Here is a 25,781-nt window from a genome sequence, read left to right on the forward strand (position 1 = left end):
GCGCGGGCAATCTGGACCATGCTGACGAAAAATGAGGATTGTCGGGATCCGGCGGAGGCTGTCGCTATGTGAAAAATTTGCGCCGAACGACACTCCAAGGCCGGCGGCTGGGAGAGTGAGAAAACGACGAATTGCATGGGCGAAAGGATCGAACAGATCTGGAGCAGGAAAACCAGTGCTGGCCCGCGAGCTGATCTGAGCTCGATCATCAGATTTGGACCTGATCCGCGGAGCACCATACCGGCCGGCGTCTTTCGATAGACCGCTCATCAAGGCCTGACAGAAGACCGCACTCAATCACACGCAAATGGCTCAGAAACGTCTTGCATTACGAGCGGCAACCACAGAAGGGCCAGCGGTCACAAGTGCCGCGTCGACAGGCCGGACACATGACGGCACCCCGCAACGATCGCCATCAGATCAAATTAACCCTTGCGAAAACGGAGCCGTCCACACATGACACGACCCACTTCTGGCCTGTTGTGTTTCGTAGCCAGCCCGCCCTTCGTGTTTCTAGAGGTTTCGTTGGACAGCGTCAGTGGATGGGGGCCAAGCCTACACCCGCAGACTTACTCGCGTCGCCAAAATCCATAACCAATCGGTCCATACCCTCTCGGAGGTATTCAGTGAGGCTGAATGCCACAACTAACATGCCTTTAAATCGGCTGCCTGAATCGAAACCCGATTTAAAGAAGGACAAACAAGACGTGGTTATACCTGCAATCGAGATGACGGACCTCTGTAAGGTCTACAGTGGAGAGACGCCAGTAAACGCATTACACAATGCGAACCTCGAAGTGCATGATAACGAATTCTTCACACTGTTGGGGCCGTCCGGATGTGGCAAGTCCACTTTGTTAAGGCTCATAGCTGGCTTTGAAACGGTGACGAGCGGCAACTTGAAGTTGTTCGGGGAGGAGCTATCGGCGCTGCCCCCTGAAAAGCGTCCAATTAACACAGTGTTCCAACACTACTCTCTATTCCCTCATATGACGGTGCTCGAAAACGTGGCTTTTGGGCTCCGACGTCAAGGTAAGTCCGAGCGCGACGCCAAAATGACTGCAAAGGAAATGTTAGACTTAGTGCAGTTGGATCAATACGCGCAGCGTTATCCAAAACAGCTTTCGGGTGGGCAGCAGCAGCGTGTGGCTTTAGCGCGTGCTCTTGCCCCTCATCCACGTGTCTTGTTGCTTGATGAGCCGCTTTCAGCCCTCGATCTCAAACTTCGGCAGTCCATGCGGGTCGAGTTGAAGCGACTACAAAGAGAAACCTCTATCACGTTTGTGTTTGTCACGCACGACCAAGAGGAAGCACTTGCAATGAGCGATAGGATCGCTGTCCTGTCAAATGGGCGCATTCAACAAGTGTCGGACCCGGCAACGATTTATGAGCATCCAGAAAATCGATTTGTTGCTGACTTTATTGGAGATGCCAACTTTTTTGATGCAAAAATTGACAAGGTTGATGGTGAATTTACCCGATACCGCTTGTCGACAGGAGATATCCTGTTGGGGCCGACGACAGAGGCGAGGTCAGAGGGGGCTGAGGTCTCAATTTTTTTCCGTCCGGAAAAAGCGACCGTATCTCTGGATTTGACCGGCGGATTGCGCGGTCGGGTCAAGGATATCTTATATTTGGGTGACAGCACCGAGTACCGCATTTATTTGGCCGACCAGAGCGAAATTTCACTTAAAGCGGAAAACCTAAAAGATGGTTCTCCCTTGGCGGAGGTGGGCACGGATGTCGCTGTCTCCGTAGATCCGAACGCAATTCGGGTGCTAAGCCGATGAAGTCTTTGCGCGCGCTTCTTGTGACCTACGCAGGTGTCATGCCATCGATGCTGATGCTGGTCGGGTTCTTAGTCCTGCCGTTGGCCATCATCCTTGTTTTTTCCTTTCTCACGCCAGGTCCCTATGGTGGGGTCGAGCCGCAAGTTTCGGTGGCCGCCTATGTCAAACTCTTCTTCCAAAAAGACCTGTATGGAGACTTAACATTCAACTCGTCCGTTCTCGAGATTGCGTTCAGGTCGGTTAAGATTGCTGCGATATCCGTCCTGGGCTGCGTGCTTCTGGGGGCGCCGGTGGCCTACTATATCGCACAGCAGCCCAAGCGACGTCGAAACACACTTCTCCTGCTGATAACCATCCCGTTTTGGACGAACCTACTTATTCGAACCTACTCTTGGATCATCATTCTTAGAGATAACGGTCTAGTGAACAACTTCCTAATAAGTGCGAACTTAACTGAGGCGCCGGTGAAACTTCTTTACACCGAGGGATCTGTCGTCATCGGTCTGGTGTATACCTATGTGCCATTCATGATCTTGCCGATCTATGCGGCCCTCGAACGGCTAGACGCTGGCCTCATTGAAGCGGCTCGCGACCTATACGCTAGCAAGTGGCGGTCCGTCACCAGTGTTGTCATCCCTCTGGCCGCTCCGGGATTTACGGCTGGATCTATCCTCGTGTTCATTCCCTGCCTTGGTACTTTTGTGGCTCCCGAACTCTTGGGCGGTGGAAAACATTTGATGCTTGGAAGTCTCGTGCAAATGCAGTTCGCCGCAGGTCGAAATTGGCCGTATGGGTCCGCTCTGGCCATGATGATTATGGCGGTCGTTCTTGTATGTCTCACCATATTTGCTCTGAACGCTAGAAAGACCGGGGGAGGGATGCAGCATTGAAGAAAAATGATCGTGATATCAGGTGGCTGCCGGGTCTAAGTTGGCTAACAGCACTGTTTTTCCTGTTCCTGTATACGCCGCTCCTTGTTCTGGTTGTGTTTTCATTTAACGCCTCTCGCTCTACCACTGTCTGGAGCGGGTTCAGTTTGGAGTGGTACCACAAGGCGTTTACCAACGACGCTATTCGGGTCGCGACACAAAACAGTGTAATAATCGCCACGCTCGCAGCGATCTTGGCAACGACGATTGCAACATCTGCTGCATTGGCGTTGGCACGCAACAAGCGGATGAAGGGCAAGCAAGCCTTCCACGGGGCAATGCTACTTCCGTTGATGATTCCGGAAATCGTAACTGCTGTAGCAACGCTGATCTTCTTTTCAACCATCGGTCTCGGGCTGGGGTTGGGGAATATTATCTTAGCCCACACCGTGTTCTGTATTCCGTTTGCCTATCTTCCAATTAAGGCGCGGTTGGAAAGCATGGACGAAAACTTGGAGATGGCGGCGAGAGACCTTTATGCAGACAAGTGGGCTACGCTTCGTTTTGTTACTCTACCGCTCGTGATGCCGGGGATCATCTCAGGGGCCATGCTTGCGTTTATTATTTCGCTCGATGATTTCATCATCACGCTCATGTTGGCCCAAGCCGGTTCAACCACACTCCCGATTTACATCTATAGCTTCGTCCGAGTTGGGATCACCCCCGAGATTAATGCCGTATCCACCATCCTAATAGGATTCTCAGTAATCGTTGTGTCCGTCTCGGCGTTTCTGGGACGAAAGACCGCAAGCTAGTCACGTGAAAGAGGGCAACATGATGAAGATACGAACTGCAAAAAGACTCCTGGGTTACTCCTTTGGTGCCATCACGGTCGCCTCGGGAGCAGCTCAAGCAGAGGGCGATCTGTTTATTTACAATTGGACAGACTATACCGCCCCTGAGTTGATCGAAAAGTTTGAGGCCGAAACCGGTATCAGCGTCTCGATCGATACATACGACTCTAATGAAACGCTCCTCGCTAAGCTTCAGGCAGGTGGAACCGGGTACGACATCGTCGTGCCGGGGCAAGGGTTTGTGCCAATCCTAGTTGAAGAAAACCTGCTCTTGCCGATCAATGGTCCAGAGCTTCTTGGATATGAGAATATCACCGAACAATTCAAGGATCCGGAGTGGGATCCGGGAAATGCGTACACCATCCCTTGGCAATGGGGAACAACATCCTTCACGGTTAACACTGATGTCTTCGAAGGTGATCTGAACAGCTACGATGTTCTGTTTCAGCCGCCGGAAGAGTTGCAAGGTAAAGTTGGCATGTTCCGTTCGGCGGAGGAGGCCATTTTCCAAGCGCAGATTGCACTTGGCGTTCCGCAATGCAGCGAGGATCCGGCGGAAATGACTAAGGTGCTCGACTTGATGAAGGCGCAGAAGCCTTACGTCTTGACCTATAGTTCTACGGGAATTTTGGAAAGGCTCGTGTCTGGTGATGTCCTGATCAGCCAGAACTGGAATGGCTATTCGATGAGGTCGCGCATGGAGAATCCATCGCTGGAATATGCGTATCCTCCGGAAGGAGTCCCCGCGTGGGTTGATAGCCTTGCAGTCCCGAAAGGATCTGAAAACTACGAGAATGCCATTACGTTTCTTGAGTTTGTGCTTAGACCAGAAAACATTGCACTGCAGTCGAACTTTGCAGGATATGCAAATGGTGTGACAGGAAGTGAGGGCTATATGGCTGAAGATTTAATTGGCCAACCTGAACTCTCAGCACCTGCTGATGTGCCTTTGATCTTTGGCAAAACATGCTCTCCAGAGGCGGTTGACTTGCGTAATCTCGTTTGGACAACCCTTCTTGAATAAGAAATCCAATTTATATCTCAAGCGTGCAGTTGAGTTGTGCGCTTGAGATAAATCGGGTGGATGAGGTTTGGAGATCAAATCAAAAAATACCCAGGAAAGGGTGTGCTTGTTTTCTCGACGATATCTATGCGGTGCGCAGTTTGGTTGGCGCTTCCTGGCTGGCAGGGATGAGCCGAAGGTCAAGTTGTTGCGCCTTGGAGTGTGAGTTACATGCTGTCAAGTTTACTCAAAGATTATCGCTAGATAATAGCTGTTCTCCATCACTAGATCTTCAGCGTTCGAGCCTTCGGAGGTGCTCGAATGCCCGGTCCGGGAAGGCGCGAAACCTGTCGCCTTCGCACTGTGAATATAGACCGATAAGGTCGAATTCCGGCGGCATGGATGCGCCCGTTAAAGTCCGATAAATAATCGAAAAATAGACTCAAGGACCCCCCTATGATTGAAAAAATGCAGCTCGGTGGCCGTTGTGCTCTTGTGACCGGCGCAGCGAGCGGGATCGGTCGCGCTTGCGTGGTTGCTTTAGCGAAAGCAGGCGCCAAAGTCATTGCGACCGATATACACGACAAAGTGCCCAGCTATGACGCGCCGAATGGATCGGTTAGCTATCGTCCGCTCAATGTCACAAGTGTTGATGCTTGGGGTCAGCTTTGTGCCGACCTTAATGCCTCAAAGCAAACGTTAGACATTTTGGTGAACTCTGCGGGTGTGGGCGGACCAAGAGATCCATCCAAAGACAACGTCGTCGACTTGGCGTTGGAGGACTGGAATTTCGTCTGCGAAGTTAACCAGACAGGGGTCATGCTTGGAATGCAGACTATTGCCAGACTTGGATTGGGACGACACGCAATTTCGATTGTTAATATCTCTTCGGTTTGGGGATTGGTTGGGGGTCAGGATCAGCTTTCCTATCATGCATCCAAGGGGGCAGTCATCAATATGACCCGAAACATCGCGGTGACTCACGCTGGAGCAAATTTGAGGGCAAACGTGATCTGCCCTGGGCTGGTCGATACCGAGATGGTGCGCGCTCAACCTGATGAGATGAACGAAGCCACGCGGCGGGCAACGCCGATGGGACGCGCTGCGGATCCTGACGAGGTGGCTCAGGTTGTTGCTTTTCTAGCGTCCGACGCAGCGAGTTTTGTTACGGGAGCGGTTCTGGCGGTGGACGGTGGCTACACTGCGCAATAGGGAGAAAACCATGTCTGTCATAGCGACTTATCCATGTTTAAAGGGGCGCACCGCTTTGGTGACGGGGGCGGGAGGTGGGATCGGTGACGCCATCTGCAAATCGCTTGTTGCGCAAGGTGTAACCGTTTTCGCGAGTGATCGCTCAAAGCCCCAGGTGGAGGGCTGTAATCTTCTGGAACTAGATGTGACATGTCAAAGCCAGTGGGCTCATGCCATAGAACGGATTTCGACTGAAGCCGGCAAACTGAATGTCTTGGTAAACAACGCAGGCATTTATGCGCCTGCCTCACTGGATGCTGAAACAGCCGAGGGGTTTTCCCGGATTATGGACGTTAATCAATTCGGTACTTTCTGGGGGATGAAAGCTTCTCTTCCGGTGTTGAGTGATGGCGCATCCATCATAAACGTATCATCGATCGGCGGCATGGTCGGCGATGAGGGGTCGATTGGTTACACAGGTGCAAAATGGAGTGTTCGTGGCATGACACGTTCAGCCGCTCGCGAACTCGCGTCGAGGAGAATACGCGTCAACACTGTCTGCCCGGGAATTATCGACACGCCTATGTTCTACGAGAACAACCCTGATCAAGCAAAAGAGTTGCTTGCGCGTGTTCCGCTGGGGGTACTCGGTCAATCAGAGGACATAGCAAACGCTATATTGTTTTTGGCGAGCGATCAGTCGAGATATATCACTGGCAGCGATATCCTTGTTGACGGCGGCTATATGTCATGAGTGTTTTTCGCAAATTTGCCTTGGTGCGATCTATGAATCTTGAATTCCCGCATGTTCGGAGGCCTGCGATCAACGCAATGTCGGTGTCATCTGATTGAGTGTGAGTTCTGCTTTGCCACGCACGCAGAAGAATGCGTGCTGCGTTCGTTGATGACGGAGTAGGGATCGTTGTGAAACTGTACCGTACTTTCGACTTCGGGTAGCGATGTAGACCACCAGTTTCCGCCTGACCTGCCGAAGAAACTGGCGCGAGAGCGTGCGGAGACAAGAATGGAGAACGTGCTGCTTTCAGAGGAGTAGGATATTGTCAAAATGCTTGGGTCGTCTTGGTCAGCCCCACCTGAGTGGTCCGGTTTGAGTGTAAGTGCATAACCGGCCTCGGGTCCATCGGGACGATGGTTTCTGGGGCCGGCGGGCGGTAGCCCAACGCACTATGCGGTCGTTTCGTGTTGTAGTGTTTCCTCCATTGTTCGATCGGAATCTGGGCTTTCTGTAAACTGTAGAAGATCTCGCCATTGAGTAGTTCGTCGCGGAACCTGTTATTGAAGCCTTCGCAGTATCCTTTCTCCTAGGGCGACCCGGGTTCGATGTAAGCCGTCTTTGCCCCAACCGCGCTGATCCATTCCTGAACCGCTTGAGCGACAAATTCGGGACCGTCGCCCATTAAGCTCGAACCAATGGCGCCTTCATTGGGCAACTCGGAGCGTATGAACGACGGTACGCCGCGCAGGATGAACAGGTCGCTCAATGCATCAACGACATCTCCCGAGTTCAACCGACGCTTCACCTTAATCGCGAGGCACTCCCGGCTGTGCTCATCCAAGATGTTCAGCGTACGGAAGACCTTTCCGTCCTCCGACCGGCAATGAACGAAGTCGTAGCTCCAGACATGATTGCGATGCTCAGGTCGGAGACGGACACAAGATCCGTCATTCAGCCAGAGCCGCCCCTTCTTCGGTTGTTTCTTGGGAACCTTCAGCCCCTCACGCCGCTACAGCCGTTCCACCCGCTTGTCGTTCACCTCCCAGCCCGCTTCTCTCAGCAGGGCCGCGATGCGACGGTAGCCGTAGCGGCCGTACTGGCGCACAAAACTGGGCCGTCATCGCATCGCTGATCGAAACCTGCAAACTCAACGGGATCGAGCCGCATGGCTATCTGACCGGTGTTCTGACTGCCATCGCCCAGGGCACACACAAGCGCACATCAATGAGTTTCTGCCTTGGAATTGCACTAGCAACGTGTGATCGGCGCACCGCTTGCGACCTACTCCGGACGAGCAACCGAACTGGCGGTTTTCATGGATATCGACACTCCGAAAATTCATCCCCGAGGCAGGTTCTGTTGGCGCAGACGCAAGTTTCGCTGATCTAGGCAGCTTTGAAAAGAGCGCCGGACTGGGCTGAAACAAGGCAGGACCGCCCGCATCGGCTAAGGTCGCGCCGAGTTTCTGGCCCATTTCCGCTTTTTTGAGCAGCAATGATGAGCCAGAAACCTTCTTTGCTTAAATCGTGCAAGACCTCCCACTTTCGCTTACGCTGCGCACTTTCAATCGCAACGACAGCGGAGAGCCTTTGGGTGACGTCGACCAGATCTGGATCACGTCAAGATGCGGGTGCGCGACTTTTGCGGCACACGAAAACAGAGGGCATCAGCTTGTCTTGCCTAACCGCGTCAAGACTCTGCGCTATAAGGACGTTACAAGCGGAAAACCCAATTTGCCTTCGCATGCCGGCTTGGTGTCACTCGATGAACCCGGCAGCACGGTCCGAGGCAACGAGATCGGGATCTCGCTGGGCTACATCACCCCAGCCACCTCCGCCACATCCGGTCAAACGAATGACGTCGCCTTTCCGCATCTTGAGGCCGACGAACTTCGACTTTAGCTTTTCGGATGGTGCGCCATTCGGAATGAGTTCGGCAGAAGCAGGCGCGCCGTTTGATCCACCGGCGTACCCCCAAGCGGCGGTTTCTGGACCGGTCTGCTGCAAGTATCCTGAAAGTGTCAGCGTTGAGCTCAACACTTCGTAATCACGGGTGATGGCAAGGCCACCTCGAAACTTACCATTGCCGCCAGAATTGGGGACAAGCTTTGTCGACAACACGCGGAATGGGCTCATGGTTTCCATGACTTCAGCCGACAGGATCGCACAATGGCCTCCATGCGTGTCGATTGCGCTAAGCCCGTCTCCACCTCGGTGACCACCCATTCCTCCGCTAATGATGTCACAGATGACGAAATATGGATGCTCGCCGTCGTAGGTCAGGGCCTCGGCTCGATCATCGACGCCACCCGCGGTAAATGTTGGGAATGACACGTGGCATCCGGCCGAAGCGTTCTTGGTTTGCAGGGGGGTCAGAGCCTTTAGAACCGCATCCCCAACAGCTTGTTGGCTGAGGTGACGCACTGATACAGCCGCGGGCGAAATCGGGTTTAGAAAACATCCTTCCGGAATGATGATGTTCAGGGGCCGATTGCAGCCTTCATTTTGGTTCACGTCGGGAGAGAAAATTACCTTCGCTGCATAAGAAGTCATGCCGATCGCGGACGCGACAGGGCAATTGATGCCATGCTGACGTTGGGCGCTGGTTCCAGTGAAATCGACCGTTAGCGAATAATCGTCTTCGATTTTTGCGTGAACGACAATTTGCATGGGCTCATCACTTGAGGCGTCATCTTCAATAAGGATTGAAGTTTTGAATTCGCGCCGCTCCGCATTGGCCAATGCGGCTCGCACATAAGCCTCCCCGTAGTCTTGACTGGCCTCAATCAGCGCTTGAAGCCGCCCAGCACCATAGCGTTCGGCGAGCGCCTTCATTCGCCGTTCGCCCATCCGGCACCCTGCAATTTGTGCACGCAAGTCGCCTGCGCAAGCCTCAGGATCGCGCACGTTGCGTTTGATCATGGCGAAGATAGTTTCGTTTGGTTTGCCTTGATCCATGACCTTTAGCGGTGGGAAGCGTAGGCCTTCTTCGAAGATTTCCACAGCATCTGCTGCCTCAGTTCCCGGCACTTTGCCGCCAAGGTCGATATGGTGCGCCACAGTCGAGGCGATGGCGATGATTTCACCTTCGAAGTAGACTGGGCTGAACAGCACGATATCCAGCGTATGGGTGCAGCCGAAGTACGGATCATTGCAAATGATGACATCACCTTCGTTCCAGTCCGAAAGGGGAATGACATCAAAGATCCGCTTTACTGCGGTCGGCATAATTCCAAGCTGAGCTGGGATCGTTTCTGCTTGAGCAATTGTGTTGCCATGCACATCCAAGATGCCGCAGGCATAATCCAACATGTCCCAGATGATCGAAGAAAAAGCCGAGCGCTTCAGAGCCATGGACATTTCTTCAGCGACGCTTACGGCCTCATATTGAAAAACGTCACGGCTGATCGGGTCGATTTTATCACTCATTGTGCGGCCTCCTGCATGATCTTCAGACTGCCCTCGGACTCGACGCTGACGAGCTCATCCGGGGCAACCACGATCGTTGAATCAAGTTGGTTGATGATGGCGGGGCCATGAATTTTGGCGCCGATCGGCAATTTGGCTCGCTCATAGGTCGAAGCCGTCACAAAGCCTTCGCTCGCATCAAACATAACCTGGCGGGTTCCATTCGGCACGGGGATGCCCCCTGAGTTAGCCGCAGACGTTGCGAGGTTTGACGGGCGGTCGATTTCGCCCAATGCCTCTACATGTAGTGACACCAATTCGACCGGCGTCTCGGGAGCTGAATGACCATGGATGGCCAAATGGTTTTCATGAAAGCGTGCTTTGACGGCTTCTGCGTCCCAGTCGGTCAACCAACCGCTTTCCAATGGTACCGACAATCTGTGGAACTGCCCGACATATCGCATACCTGCGAGGAAGCGGAACTTTCGCTTTTCTTTAGGGATGCCGTCTCCCTCCAGAAGCGCGGCTGTGGTTTCGCGAAGTTTCTCGGCCTCCTCCGCGAACGGCGCTGTGCCGCGCGGCCCATCGGCGAGCATGCGGATAGGAGTTTGGGTGGCATGGCGAATGTCACTCATCAGCAGGCCTTCAGCCGCAAAGACACCGGGGTGAGACGGAGCGATAGTGCCCTGCATCTCCAAGTCTCGCGCCAAGAAGCCAGAGAACAGAGGGCCTGCACCGCCGAATGCAATCAGCCAGAAACGCCGCGGGTCAACGCCACGTTCCACGCAAAGGGCGCGAATGCCCTGAGCCATGCTTGCCGTCGCAATACGAACAATCCCCAAAGCAGCTTCTTCGACGGAAATTCCCATAGTCGACGCGATCTTGTCGTTGATTGCCTTTCTCGCAGCATCCATGTTCAGCTTAATTCGGCCGCCGAGATAGGTGTCCGGGTCGAGCATACCAAGCACGACAGCCGCGTCCGTAACAGTCGGCTCATCACCGCCGTTGGGATAGCAGGCCGGGCCTGGAACAGATCCTGCGCTGTCTGGACCAACGCGCAGCGCGCCCCCCATATCGATCCAACCAATCGAACCGCCGCCTGCGGAAATTGTCTCCACATCCAGAGCAGGGAGCCGCAGGGGGTGGCCGCTAACCGAGCGCTCGTCGATTACGCGTGCTTCCCCGTCCACAATGGCCGAGAAATCCGCTGAGGTGCCGCCCATGTCAAAGGTGATCGCATCCTTGATATTCAGTTGGCCGATCAGCTGCGCAGCCGCCACGACTCCGCCCGCGGGACCGGATAGAAGCGTGTGAGCTGGGTTATCTCGACTGGCGTGTGGCGTGCCAACGCCCCCATCGCTGCGCATAATCTGCAATGAGGCTTTTAGCCCGACCTTTTCCAGCGTTTCTTCAAGCTGGCTGATGTAGCCGTTAACGATTGGGCCAACGTACGCAGCAATAGACGTGGTATTGGCGCGCGGCCATTCTTCGATCTGCGGATTGACCACGTGCGATACGTAGACAGGGATGTTGGGCATTTCTTGTTTTAGTCGTTCCGCGACTAGTTTTTCGTGTTCATGATTTAGGTGCGCAAAAGTGAGACAGACTGCGATAGCAGCTGGGTCGGCCTTTTTGAGATCCTCTACCAGTCGATCGATTTCAGCTTCCTCAAGTGGAACCAGCACATTACCGAAACTGTCGACGCGTTCGTCGATCTCAAATACCCGGTTCCGAGGGATGACTGGATCGCGGCGGTTGGTTGTCACCGAATAGAGTTTCGGGCGCAGCTGATTTCGAACCTCAAGCACGTCGCGGAAGCCTTTGGTCGTCACCAGCGCCGCCTTGGCGCCCGTGCCCATCAACAACGCATTGGTCGAAACGGTAAATCCGTGCACGAACAAGTCGATATCGCCAGCGTCGAGGCCAGCCTGCTCCAATATCTGTTTGATGCCGTCCCCAATCGGTTCCGCCGTGCCTCTACGGCCAGAGGGCACCTTGTCTACGTAGTGTCGCCCAGTGGTTCCGTCGTAGAGCACGAGGTCGGTAAACGTACCTCCAACATCTGCTGCAAGATACTTCATTTGTTATTCCTCATTTCTTCCTTCTTTCCCGGAGCCACTTGGCACCGTTTTTGTGGTCAAGGCGCTTGGCTATTCGGTAAGCAACTCTCGAACTTCTGGTTTGATTTTTTGGGTAGGGTGGGCTGCGCTCTGCCTAATTGCCGGGACTTCATAATTGGTTTGCGCAAAGCGTGATTTTGGAGGCGCCACATTCTGGCAAAGCGGCACATCGCCGGCCGGGCGATCTACTTCGGCGACGACGGTGAAATAGGGTGCGAGGCGGAGGGGCAGACGTCTGGTATACTGGCAGATATCGCGCGATTTGCGATTAGTCTGAGGCACAGCCTCGGACACGCTTAGCCTTACGCACTCGCTTGGCTTAGAGAACGTGTCAGCGGATCCGGCAATGTTCCCGAATAAAGCGTCATCGCAATAAAAGGCTGTTGATGAATTCCTCATCGATAATGATCCCCCTTGGCTTAAATTAAAACCTATGGGAGGTCCTCATGGTTAGCCCCACCCCATAGGGTAGGCTGAGGTAGCAAGCGAAAAAAAGGCTGCCTAAAATTCGTCCTCTAGGAAGGATCTCTGCCCTGTCAGGGCGATAACCGCTTGTGTTCGGTTGCTTACACCTAGCTTTTGAAAGATGTTTTTCAGGTGCCATTTCACAGTATCTACCGAGAGCGAGAGCTCTTTGGAAATCTGTGGGTTTGTGTTGCCGTCTGCGAGCAACTGAGCAATCTGCTCTTCTCGTCCAGTCAATGGTTCCAAAAGATCTGGCTCGGATGGCACTCGACCGGTGTTATCTCTGTCGGGGGCTGCTGTGACCGCTTCCGGTCGCGCGTCAAAGGATCTGATGAGACTTGAGCAATATGTCATTAGGTCCGGGCGTCGATCTATAAGGCGAAACTTATCCCGAGCGTCCGTCAAAATAGAGGCAATTTCCGGTCCGAGATCAATGAGTGATCTGGCGACTGCTTCAGACGAAACGACCCTCATCGTCTCCATAAGCATATCTGCAGCCTTGAGGCGCGCGCCGCTGTTGTGCAACGCGATAGCGATAAGACCTTCGATTGTAATCAGCGTCATTTGGCGCTCACGCGCCACGGCATCTTCGCGCAATACTTCGAGCGTGGAAACTGCCTCGTCAAATCGGCCCTCGGCAATCAGAAGACGGGATTTGGCCAGTTGTGCTGATATGGCGCCAATTGTCAGGTTCTCCACAGGGACAGTGCTGGGTTCGTCTGGATCAATATTGGCGGTCTTGAGGGCAATTCGTGCGGAAACCACGTCGTCGTTGGCCAGTAAGATTCTGACGCGTTCATCTAGGATGCAGTGCCGCATGGACAACGGAAACGACCTAGCGCCCTTCGCTTCCAAATCGTTAAGTGTCTGCAGCGCCAATTTGCTTTTTTGCGTTGCCATGTGCAGCTTTGCTTCCAGCAAAGCTGCACGTTGCAGGAACAAGAGTGATCCGCTTTCTCGCACCACAGACAAAACTGGTCTCAAAACACTTTCAGCGTCTTCAAGTTGATTCCAGCCATAGTGCGTTTCGGCGATTGCCATGGAAAGAAGCGCTTCCGGGTAAGATCCGGGGCCAACATTTTGAATGACATAGTCCACCCCACGACGGAGCGAATTGGCGGCCTTGTATGGTCGGCACAATTCGATCTCAGAAACCCCGGCCAACAGTTCAGCGTAAGCAACCCCAAACACTGAGTCATCTCGCTTGTGATTTTCATACCCAAGCCGACTTGCCTCCCGAGCGGCTGAGACATCACCGAGAATGATCTCGCTATATGCGAGAATGTTGAAGAGTGTTCCCTTTTTGAAGTCCGTCCGGTGCCTCAGTGCACGCATCGACGCCAGTACTGATTGCCGAGCCAAAGCAGACCTGCCATTCGCGCTCAAAACACCGGCCGTTAGTACTCTCAGCTCTGTTTCTAATTCGTCATCGCTAAGTCCGAGGCGCTCAGCGGTGAGCTGACCGTTTCTCACCTTACGCCTAAATGTGACCAACCTACGCATGGCGATGTCGGTGTGCGGCAAGTGAAACAAGATCCAAATCCAATACATTTCAAGCCGCGGGCTTGCATTCAGAACTTCTTTTGGAACTTTCTTCAGAAGCACACTCAACTCTTGAATGCGGCTTGCCCGTAGAAGGTTCATCCCTTCGGTTTCAAGGATCTGCGCTGTCTTGTCGAAATTGCTCGCCTTTATCAGTTGGTCCATCGCATTTTGGTAGTCGCCTTTGCGCAGATAGAATTCTGATGCTCGGTCGCGCAATTCCTGCAGCTCGGTTGTGTCTATCTTTGCCAGTTCGTTTTCTAGGAACTGATGGAATAGTGGGTGAAAAAAGCGAAATTCATTTGAGTTTTCCACTCGCAAAAAACCCAGATCGGCAAGCTGAACAAGCTTTGCTTCCGCATTTTGTAGCCCAGTCATTGCTGTAACTGCTTCCGGAGAAATTTTAGGCAGGCAAGCCATGTAAACTAGAACATTGGCATCCTCTTTTGCCATTCTTTCCAGAACGTCTTCCTTGAGAAAGGAGAAGAGGCCGCCTGATGTGTTTGTAATCAGTTTTCTGGGATCCGGATTGCCTGACTGTCGGTAAGACAGTGCAATGAATTGAAGCGCTACGGGCCAGCCATTCGTCAGGCTTTCTATTTGATCAATGTCGTCATTTGTAAATTCGGCGTTCATTAACTGTGTTTCCAGAAATGTGCGTATTTCTGGGGTTGTGAACCGAAGGGCCCCTCGGGCGAACTCAAAGACTTGGTCGAGCGCGCGCAGTCGAGATATCTTTAGCTCTACTTTTTCCCTAGTGGTGAAAATGAATTGCACCGATGCCGGCGCATTATGCACAAACCATTCGATCGCAGTTTTTACTGTGGAGCTCTTGATGGACTGCAAGTCATCCAACACCAAAATGATCCGCTGGTCGAAACTTGAAATGGCTTTGCAAAGGTTTCCGAGGACGGATTTCGTCGGAGAAACCGGTGCGGACATAAGTAGGTTTTTCGTATTCTTAGAGAATGGGGCGCCAAGCTGCTCAAAGATGTCGCAAAGATTGAACAAAAAGTTGTTCAAGTCGTTGTCATCGGTGGTCAGACCGAGCCAAGCGATATGATCTCCTAAGGTTATTCGGGTGTTGACCCATTCAAGAACGGCTGTGGTCTTTCCAGACCCGGCGATGTCGCAAAGAACGATCAGGCGACGATTTGACGCTTTCTCGAACTCCTCGATCAACTCCGGCCGTGATATCGCCCGTTTGGTAGACGGAAGCCTCGGTGTTTCAGATATGCCTTTGGGCCTAACAAAGTCGTTTGTTGGCACCTTCGAATTTTTCGGCATCAAGCCAATTCCTTAGTGTTGCATCCTAGCCTTGCTATGGTGAATGGCACCTTACGCTAGATGAAAAATAGCCCGACCACCCGAAAGGGTGGCTGCTCCGGCTTCCTACCCCGCTACCGTCCCCCAACAGGTATCGGAAGTGAAGGGGCACGAAACATGCAAACAGAGCTTTACATTGATGGTACGTTTGGCCCTGCGGACGACGGTGCTACTTTTCCTGCCGTGGATCCCGCCACCGAACAAGAGTTTGCCGCCGTAGCCTCTGGTGGCGCTTCGGACATAGATCGTGCCGTCCATGCAGCGCGCAGTGCTTTTGACAGCGGTGTTTGGTCCGGGCTCTCTCCCATCGTCCGTGCGGCCTTTTTGCGGAAAATTGCGCAAGGCATCATCGAGAACCTAGACAGGCTTTCGCGACTTGAGACCCAGGATAACGGCAAGCCGTTGCCCGAGGCCAAGTGGGACATCGAGGATGCCGCTTTTTGTTTTGAATACTATGCCGAGATGATTGAGACCGAAGCCGGCGAGAATAGTCAACTCGTCGATGTCGGAGACAGCCGCTTCGAGAGCGCAATTCGGCGAGAGCCGGTCGGCGTTGTGGCTGCGATCACTCCTTGGAATTTTCCAATGCTGATGGCTGTTTGGAAACTTGCCCCTGCGCTCGCCGCCGGCTGCACCGTTGTCTTGAAGCCCTCTGAGTTGTGTTCGCTGACATGTTACGAGTTGGCCAAGATCATTGATGCCGCCGGTGTGCCGAAGGGGGTATTCAATCTTGTCACGGGAATGGGGTACAGCGCAGGCGCTGCACTGACCGCACATAAGCTTGTAGATAAAATTGCTTTCACGGGTTCGGTGGTAACCGGTGAGAAAGTGATGCAAGCGGCGTCTGTCGGCATTCGCACGGTTTCACTTGAACTTGGGGGGAAATCTCCGCTGATCGTCTTTGATGATTGTCAGATCGACAAAGCTGTCGAATGGATCATGTTTGGGATTTTCTGGAACAAGGGCGAAGTGTGTTCCGCAACCTCTCGGGTCTTGGTGCATGAAAAGATCTACCGCAAGCTGATCGCCCGACTAAAGGCGGAAACAGAACGGATCGTCATTGGACCTGGAACTCATCAGGGCGTCAAACTTGGGCCTATTGTCTCGCGGGGCCAATACGACAAGATCTTGGCCGTCCTGCAGCGCGCGCGAAACTCAGGGGCAACTCTTCTGACGGGTGGGGGGCGGCCAAAGGGACTCGATCGCGGTTATTATATTGCGCCCACCATCTATACCGATGTGCCTTACGATGCGGAAATCTGGTGCGACGAAATTTTTGGGCCGGTCGTTTGTCTCAACTCCTTTGAAACCGAAGCCGAAGCGATTGAATTGGCAAATGACAGTCCTTTTGGGCTGGCCGCAGCTGTAATGTCGGATGACCTAGACCTTTGCGACCGGGTGGCCGCAAAGCTGCGCGCCGGGATCGTCTGGATCAATTGTTCGCAGCCTACATTCGTTCAGGCGCCATGGGGTGGGTACAAAGCCTCAGGAATTGGTCGGGAGCTTGGGCGGGCAGGTTATGAAGCTTACCTCGAAACCAAACAGATAACACGTTTCGAACACACGCAAGATTGGGGCTGGTATCAAGGGGCCGAGGTCTCGTGATGAAAGAGCTTTCGCAACGGTTCGAAGGTGTGCGCTTCGCGCCGTTTTGGCCTGATACCACGACACCCCCGGTGACAGCCTCCTCAATGAATGGTGAGTTGCTTTGTGATATTGCGATTGTCGGAGCCGGTTTCACAGGTCTCTGGGCGGCCTTGAAGGCGCGTGAACGTTATCCGGATGCCCGCATCGCCGTACTCGAAGGGCGCAAGTTGGCTCAGGCGGCCAGCGGGCGCTCAGGTGGATTTGCGGCGCCGTCAATTTCTCACGGCGTTATGAATGCCGTCACGCGTTGGCCCAGTGAGGCGGAAAAGCTGATCCGACTTGGGCGCGAAAATCTTAACCAGATGGAAGATGACCTTGCGACATACGAGATTGACGCTGAATTCGAACGCAGTGGCAAACTCAATCTTGCTCGAACGCCTTGGGAGTCCGAAGGGCTTGCTTCCATGGCCGAAACCTACAAGGATTTCGGAATTGAGGGCACCTTTCTAAGCGGGAACGAACTAGACGGATGGGTTAACACGCCTCGTTATTCCGCTGGTTTGTTCGAGCCAAATTATGCCTATGTGAACCCGGCAAAGTTGGTCGTTGGGCTCGCCAGAGCGTGTATAGAACGGGGTATTTTGATCTTCGAAGGCGCGTGGGTCGATCACATCAAACAGCGCGCGGATCGTGTGCAGCTCACGACACAAAATGATTATGTACTTGCTCGAAAGGTCGTATTAGCGAGCAATGCGGATCGTCCATTGCTGGGTCGGCTGCGCAGCACGATCATTCCGATTTTTGACTATAGCATCATGACGGAGCCGCTCTCGTCGGATCAACTTTCTGCCATCGGCTGGCAGGGGCGCTATGGTGTTGCGGACAGTGGCAACCAATTTCACTATTCACGGAAGACCGAAGACAATCGTATTCTCTGGGGCGGATACGACGCCATCTATTACGCTGGTAGTAAACGGAATGACGGGCTGCTGGATCGGTATGAAAGTTATGCGCAGCTTGAGCAGAACTTCCTGGCGACATTCCCTGAACTTTCCGACGTAAAATTTAGCTATGCTTGGGGCGGGATAATCGACACCTCCGCTCGGCTCACTCATTTCGTGGGGGCGGCCATGGGCGGACGAGTTGCATATGCTGCCGGCTTCACGGGGCAAGGAGTCACCGCCAGCCGATTTGCCGCGCTGTCAATGCTTGATCTGCTGGAGGGTGCGGAAACCGAGCGCACCTCGCTTCGTATGACCCGCAGCCTGCCTGTCCCGTTTCCGCCTGAACCGTTCCGTAATTTGGCGATCCGCTGGGCGCAAGCGGATTTGGCCAAAGAAGACGAAAACGGTCGGCGCTCCAGTTTGCTGAAATTGATGGACCGGATCGGGATCGGTTTCGGATCGTGACGCTCTGCGAGATAGAAAAGAGAGGACAATTCAATGCAAGAAAGCCCCAAGAACGTAGTCGCCTTTCGGGACGCGTCGACCGATGCGGTCGACGTGATCGTGGACGATCCAGCGTTGGTGGATGTTCCCTATGTGTATCGTAGCTGGCGTCATTTTTCGGATGATGCCAAAGGTGCAGTGTCAGGGATCTGGGAGGCTGGCCCGCACCTCGAACGATGCAAATGTGATTTCGACGAGCTTTGCCATGTCCTCGAGGGAACCGTCCGGCTCACGGATTCTGACGGAAATTCTGAAACATATTCCGCCGGTGACAGTTTCGTGGTCTCAGCAGGTTTTTCCGGGACGTGGGAAAACCTGTCCCACGTCCGCAAAGTTTTCTTCATCTTGGCCTAGGGTTTGAGGGACGCGCTTTTGACCCAATCTCGAACTGGCCATGCTCGTGAGTTTTCTCGTTCAGGTTTTGGTGCTCTTTTGAGCTTTGGCAGCATCTGTGATGAAGCCTCGTCGAGAGGCAGGGGCAAGCTCTGATGGGGCCAAGAGCCGCATCAAATCTTAGACAGCGAGCCGTCCCAAGAGAGACCCGACTTTGCGTCATTCGATCTCGCCATCCCGTTTTTGCGACTACTTCTTGGCCGGTTGGTCAGATCGAGAAACGTTGCTCGCAAATGTTCCAAGAAACTTGGTGAGCACACGTTTTCGTCAAGAGTGGGCTAGTGCTTTTGGTTCTGGCTTTGGAGGGCAAAGAAGACCGATGGCGGTTTTGGGGCGCTGAATTTTCAGCAGAAGCTGTGTTGTTTGTCGGTTTTTTGAGCGTCGAAAAAAAATGGCCATATGGCCAATAAAATATCTGGCCATATGGCCAATAATAATGGTCAATAATAAAGAATCGCATGATTCATATGTGTAAAAATTGAAGGTAGCGCGATAATTTTTCTGACCAATTGGCCAATAAATTCTAAATTGGCCTTTGTGTTCCTCTTGCCAGTTATTCCGCTGAGGCGGTTTGGGAGACGTGACGCGAAGGTCTTGGGGCGGTCGGTCGAGCGGATCGATTGCGGTCCACAACAGGCTGCATGCAGCAGGGAAAAGAGACAAAGGAGTCGGATTTGACTGATGAACAATGGTGGCGGAAAAGCGCGCGCGAGATAGCTCGGGCCATTTCCGAAGGTAACGTGACTGCAGTGGATGTGCTTGAATCGCACATTGCTCGAATGGACAGAGTTAATCCGGTTTTGAACGCAGTTGTCGTGGATCTACGCGATGAAGCGCGGCAGGCTGCTGTAGCCGCAGATGCGCGCCGCGCACAGGGTGGGGACCTTCCGCCGCTTCTTGGAGTTCCGATCGTGACCAAGATCAACTCTGACCAAGCTGGACAGGCGACTTCTGATGGCGTTGTCGCTCTTGCCGATAATATCGCGGAACATGATTCTCCCCAGATCGCTAATCTTCGCAAAGCGGGCGCGGTCATTCTTGGCCGCAGCAATGCGCCAGAATTCTCGATGCGGTACCACACGGATAACCCGTTGTTCGGGGCTACCTTGAACCCTTGGGATGAGACGCGCACGCCTGGTGGGTCGAGCGGCGGTTCAGGTGTCGCAGTCGCTACGGGGATGGTGCCGATTGCTCACGGCAACGACATTGGTGGATCGCTGCGCTTCCCGTCGTTTGCCGCTGGAACCGTTGCGCTGAAGCCGAGTGTGGGTGTCGTTCCTGAATATTGCCCGACCCATGGCTCTGAATGGAACCCGGCAGTGAAGATACTGCATTCACAAGGCGTCATATGCCGGAATATGGCTGACGCACAGCTGGCTCATGAGGTCCTGATCGCACGCGATCCGCGTGATCCGTGGTGGGTGCCGAGTATGCCGCGGTCTGATGCCGGAGTGAAGCCAAAAATTGCTGTTTGCGTGGACCCGGGAGGCTTTGGGACCGATGAGCCCGTTGCGCAGGCTATTACGACGGCAGCCGAGGCTCTCGCGGCGGCGGGTTATGATGTGACGGTTGTAGATGACCTCCCGCGTATTCCCGATGTTCTCCGCGTTGCGGCGGCCCTTATGCGCGGTGAGTTGACGCAAGGGGCGGAAGCTATGGCGGAAATCGCGGGCCCTGATTTCAAACGTATTCTGAGCATCATGGTCGCAAACGCGTCCGATGACCTTGGTCAATATCTCGCGGCATTCCGGGAACGAACAGAGATTATGCGCGAAATTGATCTTTTCCTCGAAGACTTTCCGATTGTTCTCTCTCCCTCTGCCTCAGCGCTGGCTTTCCAGGTCGAGGATGAAGCACCGGACGCGATGGGGCAGGGCAAAATTGCCGCGCAGAACCGTATGCTTTTGACGGGCAATCTTACGGGATTGCCAGCTCTCGCCGTTCCCGTGGGAGTTCATCGGGGTATCCCGGTCGGTGTTCAGCTTATGGGGCGCCGTTTTTTCGATCGCGACCTTCTCGCCGCTGGCGCAGATCTGGAAGCCCAACTGAACTTCTCGCTCACCGAACTCTGGGAGCGCATGTAACCGGTTTCGCCGGAGGAGATACGTCTCACTCCGGCGAGATCCCAACTTACACACGAATAGACCCACGACACGTGGGCTTCCACACCAACAGGATGGAACAAAATGAAACGTAAAACGACTTCAAACTCCGAAATTACGCCGGCCAAAAGCCGTAGAAGTTTCTTGAAAGGGCTGGGCGCCACATCTGTTGCAACGCCGGTCGCTTTGGCTGGGCTGAATAAGGCCGCAACCGCGCAAAACAACGATCCGGTGATCATCGGCTGCCCGGTGTCTTTGACCGGGATGATTGCGGCGGATGGCATCGAGGTTCGCAATGGTCTGGAAATGGCTGCCGAGGAGCTCAACGAACAAGGCGGTATTCTTGGCCGTCCGATTGAGGTGCACTTTGCTGATACCGAGAGCAAAGGTGACGACATGGTCATTCAGGCAACGCAACGCCTGATCGACCGTGAAAACGCATCGGCCATTATCACCAGCTATAACCTTGAAACCGGTGCGGCTATGATCAATGCGGCCGCCGATGCCGGCATCATCGCGATGCACGCATTCACATCGACCACCCATGATGACCGTGTGCTTGCGGATCCTGATCGTTACTGGGGTATCTTCCAGTATTGCCCTCCGGAACGGATTTACGGCGAAGGCTTGCTCGATATGATCCAGACTCTTGAGGAAACCGGCAAATTCGACCGGGCCAACGACAAGATCGCGATTATCAACGGGCCGGGTTCTTTTACGGGCCAGATTGCCGCGGCCGTGCGTGACGGTGCTGCGGAGCATGGATACACTATCTCGCTGTTTGAAACTGCCACCCCGCCCGTGTCCGATTGGGGGCCGGTTCTGGCCAAGCTGCGTGCTGACCCGCCAGCTGTGATCGCTATGACCCACTATCATGTGCAGGATCAGGCTCAGTTCATGAACCAATTCACGACCAATCCGACGGATAGTTTGATTTACATGCTCTATGGTCCGTCGCTGGGGGCCTTCCGGGACATTGCGGGGGAAAACTCGGTTGGCTGTCTTTATTCGTCTGTGATCGGGGTGCTCCAAGACGAAATCGGAACAAGCTTTGCGGCGCGCTACCGCGAGCGCTACGGGGAAAATTCGTCCCCCAGTGTCGGTGCGATGGCCTATCAGGCCATGTTTGCCTACGCAACGGCTGCGGCTTTGGCTGGTGGCCCAGGCGAGCCCTATGATGACACGCAGAACCGTCTGGTCGCAGAGAAGCTTAAGGCCATCAACATCCGAGGTCCGGTCGGTACAATGCGGTTCCACCATGATACGCAATCGGCGGTCAGCTATCCGGGTGAGACCGACGATCCGTCCCTTGGGATGCCGCATATCTTTAGCCAAATTCAAGATGCGAAGGAGGATGGTTACGTCGTTTCGCCGTGGCCCTATGCGGTACGTGACTATGAGACTCCCTCTTGGATCAAAGGGGGGGAGTAAGGGTGACAGTGGAACCTATTCTTGACTGCCGGGGCGTGACCAAAAGGTATGACGCGCTGGTTGCAGTCGACAATGTCGATTTCACCGTCAACCCAGGTGAAGTTGTCGGAATTGGCGGCCCCAATGGGGCCGGCAAGACCACCTTCTTCGATCTAGTGAGTGGTCTTACGGTGCCCAGCAATGGCGATGTGTTCTACCAAGGCAAGCCTTTGGGTCGGGGGGCGCCTCACAAGATTGCCTCCATGGGATTAGCTCGCACATTCCAGCTCAACGCGGCCTTCGACAGTATGACTGTGTTCGAGAACATGCTGGTGGCACAGACCTTTGGCGGACACTCCGATGGCGGTTGGCTGCTCGCTAGCAGGCGAGACAAAGAACGGGCCTACGACACGTTGGAACGTTTCGGGCTGCTGGATGTGGCCGAAGACGAAGTCGCCAGTGTACCAGTTTTGGTGCGCAAGAAATTGATGGTGGCCACGGCGTTGGCGCAGGAGCCAAAGGTTCTACTGCTAGATGAGCCGGTCGGAGGGCTTACGCCTTCGGAGATTGATGAGTTCCTCGAATTGATGCTGGGCATCAAAGGCCAGATCACCATCGTCTTCATCGAACATGTCATGCGTTTTCTCACCGCGCTCGCCGATAGGGCCATCATCATGCACCAAGGAAGGTTCATCTATGATGGCGCACCTAAAGAGCTGGGGAGCGATCCCGTGGTGCGCAGTGTGTATCTTGGAAATTCGGAGGTTGCCTGACAGATGACCGCACTTCTAAAGGTAACAGACCTCGTTTCTGGATATCTGAACCGTCCCGTGCTGCACGGTGTTTCCCTGCAACTCAACAGCGGCGATGCTGTCGCCATTATCGGACCAAACGGTCACGGCAAGACGACTTTCTTGCGCTGTTTGTCAGGTCTGCTGAAAGCAACATCTGGGACGATCTCGTTTTTGGGACAAGACGTGTCGCATGAACCCGCACATCGGCGGGTCGCGGGCGGCATGGTTCATGTTCCTCAAGGGGACCAATTGTTTGCCGACATGTCGGTTGAAGAGAACCTGTTCATGGGGGCGTACCGCGCCGAAAAAGGCGCAAATCTAAAGTACCGGTTGGATGAGGTTTACGCCCTCTTTCCTCGGTTGGCCGAACGTCGTGGACAGGTAACCAAAAGCCTCTCTGGCGGGGAACGCCGCATGGTTGGGATCGGCCGAGGGCTTATGGCAAAGGGGGAACTGCTTATCCTGGATGAGCCGTCCCTCGGTCTGGCCCCCAAAGTGATCGAAGAGATCTATGCCGCACTTGTCGAGAAGCGACGGGATGGGGCGTCGATCCTAATCGTCGAAGAGGACCCGAGCCGCGTCTCAAAAGTCGCAGACCAGATTTATCTTATGGATGCCGGACATTTTGTCTGGAGTGGTTCGCCTGACGAAGCCGCTGCGTCGGAAGACGTCATGCAGACTTACCTCGGAGGGAAATGAGGTGGAAACACTTGTTCAACTCACACTTACATCGCTGACCACTGGTTCGATGTATGCCTTGGCCGCTGTTGGCCTGTCCCTCATTTGGGGCGCGCTGGGCATGCTGAATATGGGGCATGGTGCCTTTATGACACTGGGCGCATATGCGGCCATGACGGCCATCAATGCTCTTGGTCTGCCCCCATTCCTTGGGATTTTCGTATCACTTATCGTTGGCGCCGCGATTGGCATTCTGGCCCACCTTTTGGTGGCTAAATGGGTGATAGTACAAGATGGCGCACACACAAACATCATGGTCGCAACGGCCGGTCTGGCGATCTTGATCGAGGATTCCATTTTGAAGATTTATGGCGGCTATCCGTATCCACAGCCCTTCAGCGTGACCGGCTCTGTGAGCATTGGGGGCGTGGCGGTAAACCTTCAGTCCGTGTTCATTCTGCTTGTCGCCTTGGTTCTGGTCGGCGTTGTTGCATTTCTCCTATTGAAAACAAAGTTCGGTCGGGCCATTCGCGCAACAGCTATGAACCGGGATGCTGCTCGATTGATGGGGGTCCGGACTGAAACCGTTTTCCTGCAGGTGATGGCGCTTGCCGGTGCCTTGGCTGGTGTGTCCGGCATGCTGATTTCGACCCAAGCTACGCTTTCGCCAATGATGGGCGGGGCGCCGATGCTCAAAGCCTTTGTGATCTGTGTCGTGGCTGGTCTCGGCAACGTCTGGGGCGCGGGTGTCATGGCGATTGTCTTGGCTTTTGCTGAGGTCGTAGTCGGTTACTCCATCGGTTTGCACTTCGGCTTCCCGGCGATGCTTCTCATCGTGATTCTGGTTCTCATTTGGCGACCCGAAGGGTTGTTCGGTAAAGAAAGGGTGGTTCGCCTGTGAAACGCACTCAGAAACTACAAAACCATTTGTTCATTGGTATGGCTATCGTCGCAGGGTTTGCGCTGTTGCCGATGCTCTCCGACGAGCGGTTCTTCCTCGGACAAGTCATTTTGTTCTTCATTTGGGCGATCGTTGCCATGAGCTGGAATCTCTTGGCGGGCCATTCCGGCGTGTTCTCGCTGGCGCAATTGTTGTTTGTCGCCTGTGGTGCTTACGGCGTTGCAATGGGGGTTACATATTTCGGCCTCCCCATCTGGGTCGCAATACCTGCAGCAACTCTCCTGGCTGTCGTCGTTGCTCTGATAATTGGGTTGGCCTGTCTCCGGCTGTCTGGGGTTTATATCGCGCTACTGACGCTTGCGATTGCCCAGATCGTTCATTCCCTAATTCTGTCCGATACGTCCTGTCTGGATGGTTCCGGTGTGTCCTGTGTCGCTGTTTCGGGTGGCACACGAGGCATCTCTGGGTTTGACGGCTTTGGGTTTAAGCCGATCCTCCGTGGCAACTGGATCTTGGGAAATTACTATGTGATCCTCGGCGCCTTTGCTGCTGTGATCTTTGCCATTGTCGTCGTGATCCATGGACGGCTTGGTTTGGCCTTCCGTGCCATCCGGGACAATGTCGGCTATGCCTCGAGCCGCGGCGTGGACCGCAAACGCTATCAGCTCCTTGCTTTTGTGGTGTCGGCCTTTTTCACCGGGCTTGCCGGAGGCCTCTATGCCGCGCATTTCCAGTTTGCGGGCCCCAGTATTTTCGAGTTCTCAAACGTGCTGTTCGTCTTGGCAATGATGGTGGTCGGCGGCATGGGCTCGACCTGGGGCCCCTTGATCGGGACTGCTTTGATCATGGTGCTGACTGAGATTGCGACCGGATACGGCGACGCAAAAAACCTGCTTCTGGGAGCGGCGTTGATCGTGACTGTTATCTTGATGCCGAATGGGTTGGCAAAGGTGATTGACGATACTTTCACCAAGTTGCGCGGTGTTGTCCGGCCCAAGACCATCGGTAAAGAGGTGCGCAACTAACAGATGCCCGCAGTAAATGGTAAGGCTCTTGCAGCCTTACCAATTATTCCCACGCTAATCCTTGCTTGAACGGGCAAGATTGCGCCAGGTAACAGAATTTGAAGCGGGCTTATGAAAGCATGAAAGTAAATGGAGGATAA

18 protein-coding genes and 2 pseudogenes are annotated in these 25,781 nt (G+C 54.0%); 16 read left to right on the plus strand and 4 right to left on the minus strand.

The genetic code is table 11. The annotated features are described in order from the left end of the window. Nucleotides 1-626 precede the first annotated feature (626 nt). From LC094_RS09835 to LC094_RS09860, 6 genes are all read left to right on the plus strand, one after another. Nucleotides 627-1,790 carry an ABC transporter ATP-binding protein gene (locus LC094_RS09835; RefSeq protein WP_319003288.1) on the plus strand — a complete coding sequence of 388 codons (1,164 nt, stop codon included), beginning with the start codon at nucleotides 627-629 and terminating at the stop codon, nucleotides 1,788-1,790. Continuing rightward, a complete protein-coding gene (locus LC094_RS09840; protein WP_226552416.1) occupies nucleotides 1,787-2,680 on the plus strand; it encodes an ABC transporter permease in 894 nt (297 codons plus the stop codon). Before LC094_RS09835 ends, LC094_RS09840 begins: the two co-directional genes overlap by 4 nt. Next, a complete protein-coding gene (locus tag LC094_RS09845) occupies nucleotides 2,677-3,474 on the plus strand; it encodes an ABC transporter permease (RefSeq protein ID WP_226552417.1) in 798 nt (265 codons plus the stop codon). The genes LC094_RS09840 and LC094_RS09845 overlap by 4 nt, the downstream gene beginning before the upstream one ends. 19 nt (nucleotides 3,475-3,493) lie before the next feature. Next, nucleotides 3,494-4,537: an ABC transporter substrate-binding protein gene (locus tag LC094_RS09850; RefSeq protein ID WP_226552419.1), complete on the plus strand. Its 1,044-nt coding sequence runs from the start codon at nucleotides 3,494-3,496 to the stop codon at nucleotides 4,535-4,537. Nucleotides 4,538-4,972: 435 nt separating this feature from the next. After that, complete coding sequence (locus LC094_RS09855; RefSeq protein ID WP_226552421.1) at nucleotides 4,973-5,728, plus strand: SDR family NAD(P)-dependent oxidoreductase; 756 nt, start codon at nucleotides 4,973-4,975, stop codon at nucleotides 5,726-5,728. Nucleotides 5,729-5,738: 10 nt separating this feature from the next. Continuing rightward, a complete protein-coding gene (locus LC094_RS09860; protein WP_226552423.1) occupies nucleotides 5,739-6,461 on the plus strand; it encodes an SDR family NAD(P)-dependent oxidoreductase in 723 nt (240 codons plus the stop codon). A 307-nt stretch (nucleotides 6,462-6,768) separates the two neighbouring features. Here LC094_RS09860 and LC094_RS09865 read toward each other — a convergent pair. Next, nucleotides 6,769-7,545: pseudogene (locus LC094_RS09865) on the minus strand (IS3 family transposase); the annotation flags it as partial. Here LC094_RS09865 and LC094_RS09870 point away from each other — a divergent pair. Next, nucleotides 7,542-7,705 (plus strand): annotated as a pseudogene (locus LC094_RS09870) (transposase domain-containing protein); the annotation flags it as partial. The pseudogenes LC094_RS09865 and LC094_RS09870 overlap by 4 nt on opposite strands. Nucleotides 7,706-8,200: 495 nt before the next feature. Here LC094_RS09870 and LC094_RS09875 read toward each other — a convergent pair. From LC094_RS09875 to LC094_RS09885, 3 genes are all read right to left on the minus strand, one after another. Beyond that, the gene (locus tag LC094_RS09875; protein ID WP_226552425.1) at nucleotides 8,201-9,871 is read right to left on the minus strand and encodes a hydantoinase B/oxoprolinase family protein; all 1,671 of its coding nucleotides are present in this window, start codon (nucleotides 9,869-9,871) and stop codon (nucleotides 8,201-8,203) included. Next, entirely contained in the window at nucleotides 9,868-11,931 is a 2,064-nt protein-coding gene (locus LC094_RS09880; RefSeq protein WP_226552427.1) for a hydantoinase/oxoprolinase family protein, read from the minus strand. Before LC094_RS09880 ends, LC094_RS09875 begins: the two co-directional genes overlap by 4 nt. 540 nt (nucleotides 11,932-12,471) lie before the next feature. Then, nucleotides 12,472-15,264, minus strand: a complete 2,793-nt coding sequence (locus LC094_RS09885) for a LuxR C-terminal-related transcriptional regulator (RefSeq protein WP_226552429.1) — start codon at nucleotides 15,262-15,264, stop codon at nucleotides 12,472-12,474. A gap of 156 nt (nucleotides 15,265-15,420) precedes the next feature. On the opposite strand from LC094_RS09885, the gene LC094_RS09890 reads away from it, so the two are divergent. The 9 genes from LC094_RS09890 to LC094_RS09930 all read left to right on the plus strand — a co-directional run bounded on the left by LC094_RS09890 (nucleotide 15,421) and on the right by LC094_RS09930 (nucleotide 25,641). After that, nucleotides 15,421-16,908 (plus strand): aldehyde dehydrogenase family protein, encoded by a 1,488-nt coding sequence (locus tag LC094_RS09890; protein ID WP_226552430.1) that lies wholly within the window; start codon nucleotides 15,421-15,423, stop codon nucleotides 16,906-16,908. Beyond that, nucleotides 16,908-18,299, plus strand: a complete 1,392-nt coding sequence (locus LC094_RS09895; protein WP_226552432.1) for an NAD(P)/FAD-dependent oxidoreductase — start codon at nucleotides 16,908-16,910, stop codon at nucleotides 18,297-18,299. The genes LC094_RS09890 and LC094_RS09895 overlap by 1 nt, the downstream gene beginning before the upstream one ends. Before the next feature lie 33 nt (nucleotides 18,300-18,332). Then, on the plus strand, nucleotides 18,333-18,692 hold the full coding sequence (locus LC094_RS09900) for a cupin domain-containing protein (RefSeq protein ID WP_226552434.1): 360 nt from the start codon (nucleotides 18,333-18,335) through the stop codon (nucleotides 18,690-18,692). A gap of 713 nt (nucleotides 18,693-19,405) precedes the next feature. Beyond that, nucleotides 19,406-20,815, plus strand: a complete 1,410-nt coding sequence (locus LC094_RS09905; protein ID WP_226552436.1) for an amidase — start codon at nucleotides 19,406-19,408, stop codon at nucleotides 20,813-20,815. Nucleotides 20,816-20,917: 102 nt separating this feature from the next. Beyond that, a complete protein-coding gene (locus LC094_RS09910) occupies nucleotides 20,918-22,264 on the plus strand; it encodes an ABC transporter substrate-binding protein (protein ID WP_226552438.1) in 1,347 nt (448 codons plus the stop codon). A 2-nt stretch (nucleotides 22,265-22,266) separates the two neighbouring features. Then, the gene (locus LC094_RS09915) at nucleotides 22,267-23,016 is read left to right on the plus strand and encodes an ABC transporter ATP-binding protein (protein WP_226552440.1); all 750 of its coding nucleotides are present in this window, start codon (nucleotides 22,267-22,269) and stop codon (nucleotides 23,014-23,016) included. A gap of 3 nt (nucleotides 23,017-23,019) precedes the next feature. Next, a complete protein-coding gene (locus LC094_RS09920; protein WP_226552442.1) occupies nucleotides 23,020-23,736 on the plus strand; it encodes an ABC transporter ATP-binding protein in 717 nt (238 codons plus the stop codon). A gap of 1 nt (nucleotide 23,737) precedes the next feature. After that, complete coding sequence (locus LC094_RS09925; RefSeq protein ID WP_226552444.1) at nucleotides 23,738-24,616, plus strand: branched-chain amino acid ABC transporter permease; 879 nt, start codon at nucleotides 23,738-23,740, stop codon at nucleotides 24,614-24,616. Beyond that, a complete protein-coding gene (locus LC094_RS09930) occupies nucleotides 24,613-25,641 on the plus strand; it encodes a branched-chain amino acid ABC transporter permease (RefSeq protein ID WP_226552445.1) in 1,029 nt (342 codons plus the stop codon). Before LC094_RS09925 ends, LC094_RS09930 begins: the two co-directional genes overlap by 4 nt. The last annotated feature ends 140 nt before the right edge of the window (nucleotides 25,642-25,781 follow it).

The organism is Celeribacter naphthalenivorans (assembly GCF_020524585.1).
GTDB lineage: Bacteria > Pseudomonadota > Alphaproteobacteria > Rhodobacterales > Rhodobacteraceae > Celeribacter > Celeribacter naphthalenivorans.